Source organism: Streptomyces sp. NBC_00554, from assembly GCF_041431135.1.
GTDB lineage: Bacteria > Actinomycetota > Actinomycetes > Streptomycetales > Streptomycetaceae > Streptomyces.
This window is the reverse complement of record NZ_CP107799.1, coordinates 4276638-4290944: the sequence shown is the minus strand read 5'-3', so window position 1 is coordinate 4290944 and position 14307 is coordinate 4276638. Positions and strand designations below refer to the sequence as shown.

The 14307-nt window shown below is 69.1% G+C and carries 17 protein-coding genes; 12 read left to right on the top strand and 5 right to left on the bottom strand.

Annotated features, from left to right (window positions below; all coding sequences use genetic code 11):
* Positions 1-141: 141 nt before the first annotated feature.
* The gene (locus OG266_RS18605; protein ID WP_266456568.1) at positions 142-1152 is read left to right on the top strand and encodes an aldo/keto reductase; all 1011 of its coding nucleotides are present in this window, start codon (positions 142-144) and stop codon (positions 1150-1152) included.
* A 44-nt stretch (positions 1153-1196) separates the two neighbouring features.
* Positions 1197-1622 carry an SRPBCC family protein gene (locus OG266_RS18600; RefSeq protein ID WP_371547029.1) on the top strand — a complete coding sequence of 142 codons (426 nt, stop codon included), beginning with the start codon at positions 1197-1199 and terminating at the stop codon, positions 1620-1622.
* A 9-nt stretch (positions 1623-1631) separates the two neighbouring features.
* Here OG266_RS18600 and OG266_RS18595 read toward each other — a convergent pair whose 3' ends face one another.
* Positions 1632-3017, bottom strand: coding sequence for a cytosine permease (locus tag OG266_RS18595; protein WP_371547026.1), 1386 nt, complete (start codon positions 3015-3017; stop codon positions 1632-1634).
* A gap of 175 nt (positions 3018-3192) precedes the next feature.
* Here OG266_RS18595 and OG266_RS18590 point away from each other — a divergent pair, with 175 nt between their 5' ends.
* A complete protein-coding gene (locus tag OG266_RS18590; RefSeq protein ID WP_371547024.1) occupies positions 3193-3609 on the top strand; it encodes a CoA-binding protein in 417 nt (138 codons plus the stop codon).
* Positions 3610-3702: 93 nt separating this feature from the next.
* Positions 3703-4698 carry a DMT family transporter gene (locus OG266_RS18585; protein ID WP_371547021.1) on the top strand — a complete coding sequence of 332 codons (996 nt, stop codon included), beginning with the start codon at positions 3703-3705 and terminating at the stop codon, positions 4696-4698.
* On the opposite strand, the gene OG266_RS18580 is transcribed toward OG266_RS18585, so the two are convergent.
* Positions 4586-5476: a LysR family transcriptional regulator gene (locus OG266_RS18580; RefSeq protein WP_371552858.1), complete on the bottom strand. Its 891-nt coding sequence runs from the start codon at positions 5474-5476 to the stop codon at positions 4586-4588. The genes OG266_RS18585 and OG266_RS18580 overlap by 113 nt on opposite strands.
* Before the next feature lie 16 nt (positions 5477-5492).
* Positions 5493-5888 carry a PLD nuclease N-terminal domain-containing protein gene (locus OG266_RS18575; protein ID WP_371547018.1) on the bottom strand — a complete coding sequence of 132 codons (396 nt, stop codon included), beginning with the start codon at positions 5886-5888 and terminating at the stop codon, positions 5493-5495.
* Positions 5889-5977: 89 nt separating this feature from the next.
* Here OG266_RS18575 and OG266_RS18570 point away from each other — a divergent pair, with 89 nt between their 5' ends.
* Positions 5978-7429: a menaquinone biosynthesis decarboxylase gene (locus OG266_RS18570; protein WP_266456554.1), complete on the top strand. Its 1452-nt coding sequence runs from the start codon at positions 5978-5980 to the stop codon at positions 7427-7429.
* 138 nt (positions 7430-7567) lie between these two features.
* Positions 7568-8470 (top strand): menaquinone biosynthesis prenyltransferase MqnP, encoded by a 903-nt coding sequence (gene mqnP, locus OG266_RS18565; RefSeq protein ID WP_266456552.1) that lies wholly within the window; start codon positions 7568-7570, stop codon positions 8468-8470.
* On the opposite strand, the gene OG266_RS18560 is transcribed toward mqnP, so the two are convergent.
* Complete coding sequence (locus OG266_RS18560; RefSeq protein ID WP_371547014.1) at positions 8460-9089, bottom strand: rhomboid family intramembrane serine protease; 630 nt, start codon at positions 9087-9089, stop codon at positions 8460-8462. The genes mqnP and OG266_RS18560 overlap by 11 nt on opposite strands.
* Positions 9090-9180: 91 nt before the next feature.
* Between OG266_RS18560 and OG266_RS18555 the strand changes: the two genes are divergently transcribed.
* The 6 genes from OG266_RS18555 (at position 9181) to OG266_RS18530 (ending at position 13411) form a co-directional block, all read left to right on the top strand.
* On the top strand, positions 9181-9864 hold the full coding sequence (locus OG266_RS18555) for a UbiX family flavin prenyltransferase (protein WP_371547012.1): 684 nt from the start codon (positions 9181-9183) through the stop codon (positions 9862-9864).
* A gap of 72 nt (positions 9865-9936) precedes the next feature.
* Complete coding sequence (locus OG266_RS18550) at positions 9937-10392, top strand: Lrp/AsnC family transcriptional regulator (RefSeq protein WP_266456547.1); 456 nt, start codon at positions 9937-9939, stop codon at positions 10390-10392.
* Positions 10393-10464: 72 nt separating this feature from the next.
* Positions 10465-11628 carry an aminofutalosine synthase MqnE gene (gene mqnE, locus OG266_RS18545; protein WP_371547010.1) on the top strand — a complete coding sequence of 388 codons (1164 nt, stop codon included), beginning with the start codon at positions 10465-10467 and terminating at the stop codon, positions 11626-11628.
* 13 nt (positions 11629-11641) lie between these two features.
* The gene (locus OG266_RS18540) at positions 11642-12175 is read left to right on the top strand and encodes a GNAT family N-acetyltransferase (RefSeq protein ID WP_266456543.1); all 534 of its coding nucleotides are present in this window, start codon (positions 11642-11644) and stop codon (positions 12173-12175) included.
* 111 nt (positions 12176-12286) lie between these two features.
* A complete protein-coding gene (locus tag OG266_RS18535; protein ID WP_266456541.1) occupies positions 12287-12592 on the top strand; it encodes a DUF4229 domain-containing protein in 306 nt (101 codons plus the stop codon).
* Positions 12593-12751: 159 nt separating this feature from the next.
* Complete coding sequence (locus tag OG266_RS18530; protein WP_371547005.1) at positions 12752-13411, top strand: TetR/AcrR family transcriptional regulator; 660 nt, start codon at positions 12752-12754, stop codon at positions 13409-13411.
* Here OG266_RS18530 and OG266_RS18525 read toward each other — a convergent pair.
* On the bottom strand, positions 13399-14298 hold the full coding sequence (locus tag OG266_RS18525) for a sulfotransferase (protein ID WP_371547002.1): 900 nt from the start codon (positions 14296-14298) through the stop codon (positions 13399-13401). The genes OG266_RS18530 and OG266_RS18525 overlap by 13 nt on opposite strands.
* Between the last annotated feature and the right edge of the window lie 9 nt (positions 14299-14307).

Genomic DNA, 14307 nt, shown 5'->3' with positions numbered 1-14307 from the left:
CAAGTGAGTCGAAGTAAGTCTTGGACAGTCTCATGCAGGGATCATAACCTCGAAGACACAAGCCCGGCGGATCGCTCATTCAGCAACAGGTCCGCCGAAAACGATCGAAATAGATCGAAATCTATTCGAAGAGGATCTCTCATGACCATCAAGTCCCTCCTTCCCGGTGCGCTCGGATTCGGCACCGCCCCGCTCGGCAACATGTTCCGCGCCATCCCCGACGAAGAGGCGGCGGCCACCGTGGAAGCCGCCTGGGACCAGGGCATCCGCTACTTCGACACCGCGCCCTTCTACGGCGCGGGCCTCTCCGAGATCCGGCTCGGCGACGTACTGGCCCAGCACCCGCGCGACGAGTACGTGCTCAGCACCAAGGTCGGCCGGGTCGTCCTCGACGAGACCGAGGACCCCGCCGCGCGTGACCTCGGCGAAAAGGGCGGCCTCTTCGAGCACGGCCGTCCGAACAAGATGATCAACGACTACACCGCCGACGCCACCCTGCGCTCCATCGAGGACAGCCTCAAGCGCCTCAGGACCGACCGTCTCGACATCGTGTGGGTGCATGACGTCGCGCAGGACTTCTACGGGGACGAGTGGCTGGCCGCCTACGAGACGGCCCGCACGGGTGCCTTCCGCGTCCTGCAGAAGCTGCGCGAGGAGGGCGTCATCAAGGCCTGGGGCCTGGGCGTCAACCGCGTCGAGCCCCTGGAGCTCACCCTCGACCTGGACGAGCCGAAGCCCGACGCCTTCCTCCTCGCCGGCCGCTACACCCTTCTCGACCACGACCGTGCCCTGCAGCGCCTGCTGCCGGCCGCCTCCGCCCAGGACGTGGACATCGTCGTCGGCGGTCCCTACAGCTCGGGAATCCTCGCCGGCGGTACGCACTTCGAGTACCAGAAGGCGCCCGCCGCCATCGTCGACAAGGTGGCGCGGATCAAGGCGATCGCCGAGCGGTACGGGGTCGGCATCAAGGCCGCCGCGCTGCAGTTCTCCCTCGCCCACCCGGCGACGGTCGCAGCGATCCCCGGCGCCACGAAGCCCAGCCGCATCGCGGAGGACGTGGCCGCACTCGGCGAGACGATCCCGGCCGCGTTCTGGACGGCCCTGCGCGAGGAGAAGCTGATCGCCGACTCCGCACCGGTACCGACCGCCTGACCTCTCAGCCCGTAACTCAGCTCCAAGTCCCTCAGGAGACCCCCGTGGCCACCACCACCGCATCCATCGACGTGCCCGCATCCCCCGCCCGCATCTGGCAGCTCATAGGCGGCTTCGACTCGCTCCCCGACTGGCTGCCCTACATCCCCACCAGCGAACTCAGCGAGGGCGGCCGCGTCCGCTCCCTCCGGGACGAGGACGGCGGCGTCATCATCGAGCGCCTCGAAGCCTTCGACAACACGGCCCGCACGTACACGTACTCCATCCTCCAGGCCCCCTTCCCGGTCACCGGCTACCTCTCCACCCTCACCGTGCACACCGTCCCGGGACAGGACACGGCCCGCGTCGAGTGGTCCGGCACCTTCACCCCGACAGGCGTGAGCGACGAAGAGGCCATCGCCATCTTCCACGGCATCTACACCGACGGCCTGACCGCCCTGCACCGGACACTCACCCCGGAAGCCGCCTGAGACCCTGCCCTAGGCCGACCGGCGCCGCAGCCCCGCATACAGCCCCGCGCTCACCACGAACCCGACGAGACAGGTGATGTCTCCGAAGGCCGGCCACTGCTCGGGCACCCACCCCACGTACTTCTCCTGGTTGGAGAAGAGTGGGACGGACACCGCGATGCCGGTCAACAGGGCGGCCATGCCGGGCCAGTTGGTGTAGGAGCGGTCGCCCAGCCTGGGGGTCAGTTCCTCGGCCGGGGTGTGCGAGCGCATCCAGCGCTCGACCAGCACCACGCCCAGCCACGGGCCCACCCAGTACGCGATGACCAGCAGGAACGCCTCGTACGCGTGCCCCGCGTCGGCGAGTGACGCCCAGGCCGCCGCCGTACCCGCCAGGCCCGACAGGACCACCAGCGCGCTGCGGCCCAGCCAGGCCGGCAGCCGCAGGCCCAGTGAGGTGACCGACATGGCGGAGGAGTAGACGTTGAGGGCGTTCGCCGAGACCGCGCCCAGGATGATGGCGAGGAGCACCAAGTTGCTGAGCCAGGACGGGAGATGGCCGGTGAAGGCGGCCGTCGGGGTCGCGCCCTCGGGGGCCACGATCGTCGCCGAGGCCGCGCCGATCAGGGAGACGACCGCGATCGACACGAAGAGGCCCACGGCGGGGTAGAGCGCGGTCTTGAAGCGGTTTGCCGTGCGCGGGAGGTAGCGCGAGTAGTCGGAGGCGCCCGGGTTCCAGCCGGCCGTGTAACCCCAGGCCGTGCTGAAGGCGAGCAGGAAGCCGCCGATGCCGCCGCCCGCGCCGGCCCCGCGGAGGTCGGCCTCCTTGAAGGTCCAGGCGCCGGCCAGCAGGAAGACGACCGCGAGCACGGGGAACGCGTACTTCTCGAAGGCGTGCACGAAGTTGTGGCCGATGAAGCCGATCACGATCTCGGCCGCCACCACTATCAACAGCGAGGGAAGCGGACGCAGGTCCGTCAGCGTGTTCAGCGCGAAAGCCGCGCTCACACTGTTCACGGCGAACCAGCCGACACCCGCGACCAGCGCGTTCACACCCGACGGCAGCAGGTTGCCCCGGTAACCGAAGGCGAAGCGGCCGATCGCCATCTGCGGTACGCCGAACCGCGGCCCGTCCAGCGACAGGATCCCCTGCGTCAGCGAGCCCAGCGCGGTGCCGAGCAGCAGCGCCGCGGCCGCCTGCCAGAAGTTCAGGCCGAAGAAGAGGACGGAGATCACGCCGATGTAGACGGTCGCGAACTCGATGTTCGGGGAGGCCCACGTCCACAGCAACTGGAGCGGGTTGCCGTGCCGTTCGGAGTCGGGGATCGGTTCCGAGCCCGCCGTCTCGACGGCGATGACTTTGTCGCCGTACTCGGGGGCGAGGGCTGGTGCTGAACTGGCGGGAGCGGTCGTCATGCACCGTAAGTGTCCGGGGCCGGGCCGCCGCGGGGCAGAGGCGCATTGTCCGTTTCGGGGGGCATGCGGGCGTACACCTTGTACCGGACCCGGTGCCGTATCGGCCACGGCGGCCCCGCGCTCGATCATGCGCGGGGCCATCGCCATATTGGATTCTGTATGCCATCCTGTGGCGATGACCTATGGCGACGACGCGACGATCAGGGACATCCTCACAAGCGCCGGAGATATCTGGGCTGTGGTCGGTCTGTCCGGCAACCCCGACCGGGCCGCCTACCGCGTGGCCGAGAAGCTGCAGCGCATCGGCAAGAAGGTGGTGCCCGTGCACCCCAAGGCCGAGGCGGTGCACGGCGAGCAGGGCTACGCCTCACTCGCGGACATCCCTTTCCCGGTGGACGTGGTGAACGTGTTCGTCAACTCCGCCCTGGCCGGCGACATCGCCGACCAGGCTGTGACGATCGGCGCCAAAGCGGTCTGGTTCCAGCTCGGCGTCGTGGACGTGGCCGCCTACGACAGGACCCGTGGGGCCGGCCTGCGGATGGTGATGGACCGCTCCGCGGGACGGGAGATCACCCGGCTGGGTCTTGCCTGATCCGACGCGCCATCGGTCCTGCCGATCCCCCCATCGGCAGGACGCCCCACTGGCTCGTGGACCGGCCGGGACCCCCGCTCGTACGTTCAGCCCATGACCTCGAAAAGCACCCTCGAGAACAAGGGCACCGCCCAACTGACCGCCGCCATGGTCCTCTCCGGCACCCTCGGCATCTTCGTCGTCGAGTCCGGCGCCTCCCCCTTCAACGTCGTCTTCTTCCGCGTCCTCTTCGGCGCCCTGGCGCTGGGCGCGTATGTCGTCGCCCGCGGCTGGTTCCGCGGACACGGCTTCACCCCTCGAAAGCTCGGACTCGCCGTACTCGGCGGGGTGTTCATCGTCTTCAACTGGGTCCTGCTCTTCCAGTCGTACGAGAACACCTCGATCTCGGTCGCGACCGTCGTCTACCACACCCAGCCGTTCTACGTGGTCCTGCTGGGCGCCCTCCTCTTCCGCGAGCGCCTCACCACGGCGAAGGCGGGCTGGATCGTCGTCGCCTTCGCCGGCCTGATCCTGGTCTCGGGAATCCGCCCCGCGGACTTCACCGGCGGAGACACCACCTACCTCCTCGGCATCGGCCAGGCGCTCCTCGCCGCCCTCCTCTACGGCCTCTCCACCCTCGTGACCAAGCGCATCACCGGCGTACGCCCCCACCTCATCGCCCTCGTCCAAGTCCTCGTAGGAATCCCGCTGTTGCTCCCCTTCGCCGACTTCGGCGCGATGAGCGGGACCGGCGCCGGATGGGGCTGGCTGGTCGGACTCGGACTCATCCACACGGGCCTGATGTACGTCCTCATGTACTCCGCGTACGCCAAACTGCCGACCGCGAAGATCGCCGTACTCGCCTTCACCTACCCGGCGGTCGCGATGGTCGCCGACTGGGCGGTGTACGGCCACCACATCGGCCTCGTCCAGGCGTTGGGCGTCCCGCTGATCGTGGCGGCCAGCCTGAAGGTCACGCTTACCAAGCCCGTGCAGGTCACGCGCCCGACGACTGCTCCCGCACCAGCCGCCGTGCCTGCTCCACGAACAGCCGCACATGCGCCGGAAGCCGCTTCCCGGCCCGCCACGCCAGCTGCGTCCGAAGTGTGAACGGCACCTCCCACGGCAGCCGGACAAGACTGCCGTCCGCCAGCTCCGCGGCGACCGTCACCTCGGGCAGGAGTGCGATCCCGAGGCCGGCCGCCGCGGCACGCTTGGTCGCCTCGATCGTGCCGAACTCCGTGAAGGCGACCTGCCCAAGGGAGTTGAGCTCCAGCTCGAACAAGTCCCGGTAGGCGCAGCCCGGTTCGGTGGCGAGCAGGGACTCCCGTACGAGATCCGCGGTGACCACAGGCGTGTTGGCGAGCCGATGGCCCGGCGCCGCGACGAGCGTCAGCGGCTCGACCGCGAGCACCGCCGTCTCGAGGCCCGCATGCTCGGTCTCCCGCTCCATCAGGAAGCCCACGTCGTACGTGCCCTGCCGGAGCGCCTGCCGCGTCTCGTCGCCGATGGTCGTGCGCAGCGAGAGCCGGACGCCCGGATAGCGGTGGTGGAACAGTTCGAGGAGGGGCAGCAGCCGGTACGCGGTCAGCGACTCCATCGTGCCGACGGTGAGCGCGCCGCTCGGCTCCCCGGCGCCGACGACCGCCGCCCGCGCCTCCTCGGCCAGCTCGATGATCTGACGGGCGTACGGGAGGAGCCGTTCACCCGCCTCGGTCAGCCGGATCCTGCTCCCCAGCCGGTCGAAGAGCTCGGCCCCGAGCGAGGACTCCAGGGCACGGACCTGACTGGTCACGCTGGACTGCGCGTACTTCAGCTCGGCGGCGGCCTGCGTGAAACTCAGCCCGGTCGCGACCTTCTCGAAGGTGACGAGCAGCCGCAGTTCCATGTCGGCCACGGTGGACTCAGACCTCGTCGTCGCGCTCGCGCCGCTTCAGCTCCTCCTCGCGGCGCTGGAGGTCTGCCTCCCACTTCTTGAGGAGCGCCTCGTCGTCCTCGCCACCGTCCTTGTCGGACTTGAGGGACTTGAGGAACTCGGGGTTGTCGTCGGGCGCGACGAACCCCGTGCGCTGGTCGCGGCGCCACGTGGAGGGCGCGGCGCCGTTCGCGGGCGTCTTACGCGGCCTGCCCGCCACCAGCCAGGCGACCGGGCCGACCAGCACCTCGCCGAAGAGCAGGATGATGATCACCCACACCACCTTCGGCAGGCCCCGGACTTCCTTCTCCGGGGTGTTCAGGCAGTCGATGAAGGCGTAGATCCACAGCGCCAGGACCAGCAGGAAGGGCAGATACCTGAGCATGGGCGGGCGATCCCTCAGTGAGCGGCGGCGGGGCGGCGAAAGGGCCCCGGTGACGGGCACAGGTTAGCGGGTGGCCGATACTTGGAGACATGGCTTATGACGATCTTCGCTCCCTGTTGCGGGCCCTGGAGCGTGAGGGCGACCTCAAGCGCATCAAGGCCGAGGTGGATCCGTATCTGGAAGTCGGGGAGATCGTCGACCGGGTGCAGAAGGCGCAGGGCCCGGCGCTGCTCTTCGAGAACGTGCGCGGGTCCGCGATGCCGCTCGCGATGAACGTGTTCGGGACCGACCGGCGACTGCTGAAGGCCCTGGGGCTGAAGTCGTACGGCGACATCTCCGAGAAGATCGGCGGGCTGCTCAAGCCCGAGCTGCCGCACGGCTTCGTCGGGGTGCGCGAGGCCTTCGGGAAGCTCGGCGCGATGACCCACGTACCGCCGAAGAAGGTCAAGGAGGCGCCGGTTCAGGAGGTCGTGCTCCGGGGTGAGGACGTGGACCTGGACCAGCTTCCGGCGCTGTTCACCTGGCCGCAGGACGGCGGGTCCTTCTTCAACCTGGGCCTCACCCACACCAAGGACCCCGAGTCCGGCATCCGCAACCTCGGGCTCTACCGCCTCCAGCGCCACGACAAGCGCACGATCGGCATGCACTGGCAGATCCACAAGGACAGCCGGAACCACTACCAGGTGGCGGCCCGCAAGGGTGAGCGGCTGCCGGTCGCCATCGCCTTCGGGTGTCCGCCCGCCGTGACGTACGCCTCGACCGCCCCGCTGCCCGGTGACATCGACGAGTACCTCTTCGCCGGGTTCATCCAGGGCAAGCGCATCGAGATGGTCGACTGCAAGACGGTGCCGCTGCAGGTGCCCGCCAACGCCGAGGTCGTACTCGAAGGGTGGCTGGAGCCGGGCGAGATGCTCCCGGAGGGGCCGTTCGGCGACCACACCGGGTTCTACACGCCGCAGGAGCCGTTCCCGGCGCTGACCATCGACTGCGTGACGATGCGGAAGCGACCGCTGATCCAGTCGATCGTCGTAGGCCGCCCTCCGACGGAGGACGGACCCCTGGGCCGGGCGACGGAGCGGTTCTTCCTCCCCCTCCTCAAGATCATCGTGCCGGACATCGTGGACTACCACCTCCCCGAAGCAGGGGGTTTCCACAACTGCGCGATCGTCGCGATCGACAAGAAATACCCCAAGCACGCCCAGAAGGTGATGCACGCTGTGTGGGGGGCGCACATGATGTCCCTCACCAAGCTGATCGTGGTGGTCGACTCCGACTGCGACGTCCACGATCTGCACGAGGTCGCGTGGCGGGCCCTCGGCAACACGGACTACGCCCGCGACCTCACCGTCGTCGAAGGCCCGGTCGACCACCTCGACCACGCCTCCTACCAGCAGTTCTGGGGAGGCAAGGCGGGCATCGACGCGACGAGGAAGTGGCCCGAGGAGGGCTACACCCGGGACGGGGGCTGGCCCGAGATGGTGCTCTCCGACCCGGAGACGGCGGCGACGGTCGACCGCCGCTGGAAGGAGTACGGCTTGTGAGGGGCTTGAACAGCGTGAACAGGTGCGGCTTGTGAGGTGCTTGAGCAAGTGTGAACAGGCGCGGCTTGTGAGGGTGCTTGAACAGCGTGAAGGGGTACGGCTCGTGAGGTCTCTGAACAGCGTGAGGGAGAACGGACTGTGAGTTCAGCTTCCGCAGCGCTCCCGCAGCCGGGCCGCACCAAGGCGTTCCTGCGCCTCGTCATGATCGAGCACTCGGTCTTCGCGCTGCCCTTCGCCTACATCGCCGCGCTGACCGCGATGTTCCAGCTGGACGAGAACATCCACTGGGGACGGCTGCTGCTCGTCACCATCGCGATGGTCGGGCTGCGTACGTTCGCCATGGCCGCGAACCGGATCATCGACCGCGAGATCGACGCCCGCAATCCCCGTACGGCCCATCGCGAGCTGGTCACCGGCGCGATGACCGTGAAGCACGCCTGGACCGGGGCGCTGGTCGCCCTCGTCTTCTTCCTCGGCGCCGCGGCCCTGCTCAACCCCCTGTGCCTGGCCCTCGCGCCCATCGCGGTCATCCCGATGGTCGTCTACCCGTACGGCAAGCGGTTCACTAACTTCCCGCAGGCCATCCTCGGTCTCGCCCAGGCGATGGGCCCGATCGGCGGCTGGCTGGCGATCACCGGCGAGTGGTCCTGGGACGCGGTCATCCTCGGGCTCGCCGTCGGCATCTGGATCGGCGGCTTCGACCTGATCTACGCCTGCCAGGACGTCGAGACGGACCGCGAGGTCGGTGTGATGTCGGTGCCGGCGCGGTTCGGGATCCCCGCGGCCGTCTGGGGCGCGCGCGTCTGCCACACCGTCACCACGGCGCTGTTCGTCTGGTACGCCCTGGCCACCGACGCCGGAACGTTTTTCTGGGTCGGCCTGGTGGTCGTCGCGGGTGCCTTCCTCTACGAGCACTCCATCGTCAAACCGCACGACCTGTCCCGCCTGAACCGCGCGTTCTTCAGCGTCAACGGGTTCATCGGCATCGCGCTGTTCGCCTGCGCCCTGCTCGATCTGCTGGTGCGCGGGCTCACCGTATAGGCGCGGGCGCGGTGGTGGCCCGGCGGCGGAACAGGAACGCCGCCGCCACCCCCGATATCAGGCCGATGAGATGGCCCTGCCAGCTGACGCCCGTCTGTGTCGGGGCGAGGCCCATCAGCATCGAGCTGCCCCAGACCGCGCCGACCAGCAGGCCGACGAGGATGCCCAGCGGGCGGCGCTCGATGAAGCCGGTGACCAGAAGGAAGCCGAAAAGGCCGAAGATCAGCCCGGAGGCGCCCGCCGTGTTGCTGTTCGCCGGGGCTATGAGCCACACGCCCAGACCGTCCGCGACGATGATCATCGCGCAGACCGCGGCGAACCGGCGCAGCCCGCCGAGGGCCGCGAGGAAGCCGAGGACAAGCAGCGGCACGCTGTTGGCGGCGACATGGGCGAAGCCGAAATGGATGAAGGCGGCGGGCACGATGTCGACCAGCTCGGAGGCCTGGCGCGGCATGATCCCGAGGCCGTCAAGGGCGTGGCCGCTGACCACGTCCACGACTTCGAGCAGCCACAGCAGGGCCACCCAGCCCACCATCAGCTTGGCGGCGGCCTGCGCCCGGCCGCCCCGCGTCCACGCGAGTTCCGCACCCTGCCTCGTGCCCGACCCTGTACCCGACATGGCGACCCCCACGGTCAACTCGTCCCCTCCGGGGAACGCTCCGGCCCCCTTGGCCGGTTCCCACCCCACCATGCCGGATAGGCTCGGCACCATGAACCCAGGACAGACGCAGCGCCGGCCTTGGATCGTGGGGGTGTCGGGCGCGTCCGGTACCCCGTACGCCGCTGCCGTCCTGCGTGCGCTTCTGGATGCGGGGGAGAGCGTGGACCTCGTGGTCTCCCGCGCCTCCCGGCTCACCCTGCTCGACGAGACGGGGATCGCCTTCCGGGACGCCCACTGGCAGCAGGACCTGCGCGAGTGGCTGGCCAGGGGCGCCGACGGCAAGCCGGGCGCCTTCAGCGCTTTCGAGGGACGGATGGACGCCGTACGTCACTGGAGTGCCGGGGACCTGGCGGCGGGGCCGTCCTCCGGCTCGTACCCCGTGAAGGGCATGCTCATCGTGCCCGCCTCCACCGCCTGCGTGGCCGGGGTCGCCCTCGGGCTCTCCAAGGACCTGCTCCAGCGCGCCGCGAGCGTCACGCTCAAGGAGGGCCGCAAGCTGGTCGTCGCCGTCCGTGAGACCCCGCTGAACGGGCAGACGCTGCGGCACCTGGTCGCCCTCGACGACGCGGGCGCGACCGTACTGCCCGCCTCACCGGCGTTCTACGCGGGCGCCACGCACATCCAGGACCTGGTGGACTTCGTCGCCGGGCGGATCCTCGACGCGGCGGGCGTCGAGCACGGCCTGTACCGGCGATGGGAAGGCGAACTCGGCGGGGGTTCGCGCACCGTCTGAGCACCGAGCAGTACCCGACATGTCGGGCATTCATCACTTTCAGGAACTCTTCAGCGGAAGGCTATCGATCGCATGGACGCGGTGGACAGGCAGCTCATCCAGGCCCTGAGAGAGAACGGCCGGGCTTCCTACGCGGAACTGGGGCGCCTCGTCGGTCTGTCGGGACCCAGTGTCACCGACCGCATCAACAGGCTGGAGGCGGCCGGTGTCATCACGGGCTACCGCGCCACAGTCGACTCGGCCTCACTCGGTCTCGGTGTCATCGCCCTGATCGGCATCTCGCTCTCCGACGCCGCCGACCACGAGGACGTGGCGCGCCGGATGAAGGACCTCAGCGAGATCGAGGACTGCTGGTTCATCGCCGGCGACGACTCGTTCATGCTCAAGGTGCGGGCGAGCGACGTGGACGGCCTGGAGAAGACCATCCGGCGGCTGTCCGGAACGAAGGGCGTCTCCAGGACCCGTACGACCATCGTGCTCTCCACGAAGTGGGAGAACCGGGTGGGAGAGCTGCCCGAAGAGGAGTAGCCGCCTGCTTCAAAAGGGCGGAGCAGTTAGGCGTACGGTTGACACGGATCGTCATTAGGGAGAGGTACACGCATGGATGTCGGGCTCAAGCGCGAGCTGGAGGACAAGGTCCGGGCCGGTGAGCGGCTGACCCGCGAGGACGGCATCGCGCTGTACGAGTCGGACGACCTGGCCTGGCTGGGCGGGCTCGCCCACGAGGTGCGGATGCGGAAGAACGGCGACGTCGTCCACTTCAACGTCAACCGCCACCTCAACATGACGAACGTGTGCACCGCGTCCTGCGCGTACTGCTCGTTCCAGCGCAAGCCGGGTGAGAAGGACGCGTACACGATGCGCATCGAGGAGGCCGTCCGCCTCGCCAAGACGATGGAGGGCGAGAACCTCACCGAGCTGCACATCGTCAACGGCCTGCACCCGAACCTGCCGTGGCGGTACTACCCGCGCTCGCTCAGCGAACTGAAGAAGGCCCTCCCGAACGTCTCCCTGAAGGCCTTCACGGCGACGGAGATCCACCACTTCGAGACGATCTCCGGGCTCAGCGCCTCCGAGATCCTCGACGAGCTGATCGACGCCGGGCTCGAGTCCCTCACCGGTGGCGGCGCCGAGATCTTCGACTGGGAGGTCCGGCAGCACATTGTCGACCACCGCACCCACTGGGAGGACTGGTCGCGCATCCACCGGCTCGCGCACGAAAAGGGTTTCAAGACCCCGTGCACGATGCTGTACGGCCACATCGAGGAGCCCCGCCACCGCGTGGACCACGTGCTGCGGCTGCGCGAACTCCAGGACGAGACCGGCGGTTTCCAGGTCTTCATCCCGCTGCGCTACCAGCACGACTTCGTGGACGTGAAGGACGGCAAGGTCCGTAACCGCCTCCAGGCGCGTACGCAGATGGCGACCGGCGCCGAGGCCCTGAAGACCTTCGCGGTCTCCCGGCTGCTCTTCGACAACGTCCCGCACGTCAAGGTCTTCTGGGTCATGCACGGCGTCCAGACCGCGCAGCTCGCCCTCCAGCACGGCGCCGACGACATGGACGGCTCGGTCGTCGAGTACAAGATCACGCACGACGCGGACAACTACGGCACCCCGAACAAGCTGACCCGCGAGGACCTGCTCGACCTGATCCGCGACGCCGGCTTCCGCCCGGTCGAGCGGAACACGCGGTACGAGATCATCCGCGAGTACGACGGTCCCGACCCGGCGCGCCGCGAGTCCCCCCAGCCGATGCGGGTCTGAGCGAGCGCGCACGATGGCACTGATCTTCCAACTGGACCCGCCCATAGGTCCGGAGCTCCGTGACGGAGTGATCGGCCTGTGGGCGGACGTCTCCAACGCGGGCGGCTCCGTCGGTTTCGTACCGCCGGTGGACGCCGAGGACATCCGGCCCGAGTGGCTCAAGCACCTCACGGCGATATCGGACGGCCGCACCCGGCTGCTCGTGGGGTACGACGAGGACGGCGCCGTCGCCGCCACCGCGTTCTTCAGCTTCAACACGCACCGGCTGATGAAGCACTGGGTGTGGCTGTACACGGTGATGGTGCATCCCAGGCACCAGGGCAAGGGGTACGGGCGCGAGCTGCTGGCCGCCGCGGAGGAGGCCGGAGCCGGCTTCGAGGGGATCGGGGCGATACGGCTCACCTGCCGGGGCGGCGAGGGCCTTGAGCGGTTCTACGCCTCCTGCGGATACAAGGAGGTCGGCCGCGTGCCCGGCGCGATCCGGGTCGCTCCCGGCGAGGACCGCGACGACATCACGATGCTGCTGCCGCTCGCGTCCCGTGCCTGAGGCGCCTCCTCGCCTTGAGGCCCCCCTGCAAGATCGCCGCCCCGTCGTGCTTCACTGGACGGTGCCCTTTGGGGTGTTCCAAACGGATTCGGATCGGAAGAGTGGATTGACATGGGCCGCTACACGCTGATGCGTCTGGGGATCTTCGCGGGCTGCCTCCTGGTCGTCTGGGGCCTTGTCTCCCTCGGTTTCGCCCCGCGCGGCTTCGGCGACTCCAACTACATGTGGATCGTCCTGCTCTCCCTGGTGATCTCCGCCCCGATCAGCTTCGTCGTCCTGCGCAAGGAGCGCGACCGCGCCTCCGCCCAGGTCGTCGCCCGCGTCGACCGCATCAAGACCAACCTGGACCAGAACCGCACCCAGGAGGACAGCGCAGACGACGCGGCCCGCGGCGGCGCGCAGGGCCAGGCTTCGTAGAGATCTTTCAGCCCGTCCGGCGTTTGAGGACGAGGCCGTTCAGGCCGACAGGGGGGTCTGGGGGCGCAGCCCCCAGGAACGGCACCCCGGCCCAGGACTCAGAATCAGCGAACCGTATCCCCGCCCAGCCGCCGGCAGGCAAACCGTACGCTTGCGCGCATGGGTGCTGTGAAGAGCAAGCGGATGCCGCGCGCGGTACGGGAACAGCAGATGCTGGACGCCGCCGTGCGGACCTTCGGGCAGTTGGGGTACCGGGCCGCGTCGATGGACGAGATCGCCGAACTGGCGGGCGTGTCCAAGCCGTTGGTGTACCTGTACCTGAACTCGAAGGAAGACCTCTTCACCGCCTGCATCCGGCGCGAGGCCCAGGCGCTCACCGGCGCCGTCATGGCGGGCGTACAGCCGGACCTGCCCGCCGACCGCCAACTCTGGGACGGACTGCGGGCGTTCTTCACGCACACCGCGCAGAACCCCGACGGCTGGTCGGTGCTGCACCTCCAGGCGCGTACGCACGGCGAACCGTTCGCCGCCGAGGCCGGCGCGATGCGCGAGGAACTCGTCGCGTTCGTCACGCGGTTGATCGTCGTCGCGGCCCGTGAGGCACACCACGACCCGTCCCTGCCCGAGACGGAGGTCGCCGGGCTCGCTGAGGCCCTGGTCGGCGCGGCCGAGTCGCTCGCGGCCTGGGCCAACGCCACGCCGGGCGTCTCGGCGAAACAGGCGGCAGCGACCTTGATGAACTTCGCCTGGGCAGGCCTCGGCGACCTCATGGAGGGACGCCCCTGGTCACCGCCCGCCAAGGACGCTCAGTCCAGGTAGCCCCAGGCCTTCGCCATCGGCCGCAGGCCCTCCGGGATCTCGCCCGGCTCCGGCAGCGGGCGCCCCGCCTGGACGCTGCCGCTCTTGATCTTGTCCGTCCAGTCGCCGATGCCCTTGGTGAACTCGCCGTGGTCGTGGCGCCCGTACTCCGTCATCGTGGGCTCCCAGCGGATGCCGAAACGTTCGCAGAGCGCGCGGGTCGCCGATTCGGGGTCGGCGGTCAGGTCCTCGTAGCGGATGGTGTGGCCGGGCAGGTGCTGCCTCGCCTGTTCCAGGGTCCGCATGTACTCGCGGGTGTGACGCACCGCCTCCTCCATGGGCCGCGCCTCGGGGGCACCCTCGTGCCAGGAGCGGGCGATCGAGTACGGATGCCGGATCAGGAACACGAAGCGCGCGTCCGGCCAGCAGGTGGCGAGCCGGTTCCAGACGAACACGTTGCTCGGTGTCTTCTCGACGAGGAACTCCTTGCCGCTGAGCGCGAGTTCGCGGTGCAGCAGCCGGTCCCAGAGGATGTGCTCGACGTCGGCGAGATTGTGGCCCGCGGCCTGCATCGCCTGGTTCGCGGGCTCGGTGGTGAAGCGGACCGTGATGCGGCGGAAGTGCGTCTCGTGCGGGGAGTGCAGCTGCGAGTGGCTGTTCAGCAGGACGCGCAGGAGAGTCGAGCCGGAGCGCGGCGCGGAGAGCACGAACACGGGTGCGCGCAGCAGCCGGTCGGTCTCGGGGCGGGCTGGCGGCCGGGCGCTCGCGGCGACCTGGCCGGCCGGAGGTCTGACGAGCGTGGCCTCGGTGGTGCGGGGGAGGGGCCTGCGCGCACGGGTGACGCGCAGGCCGGTACAGCTCTCGAAGGCGGACTTCGCCGTCCGCTTCAGATCGTTGTTCCAGGTCACCTGTGCACT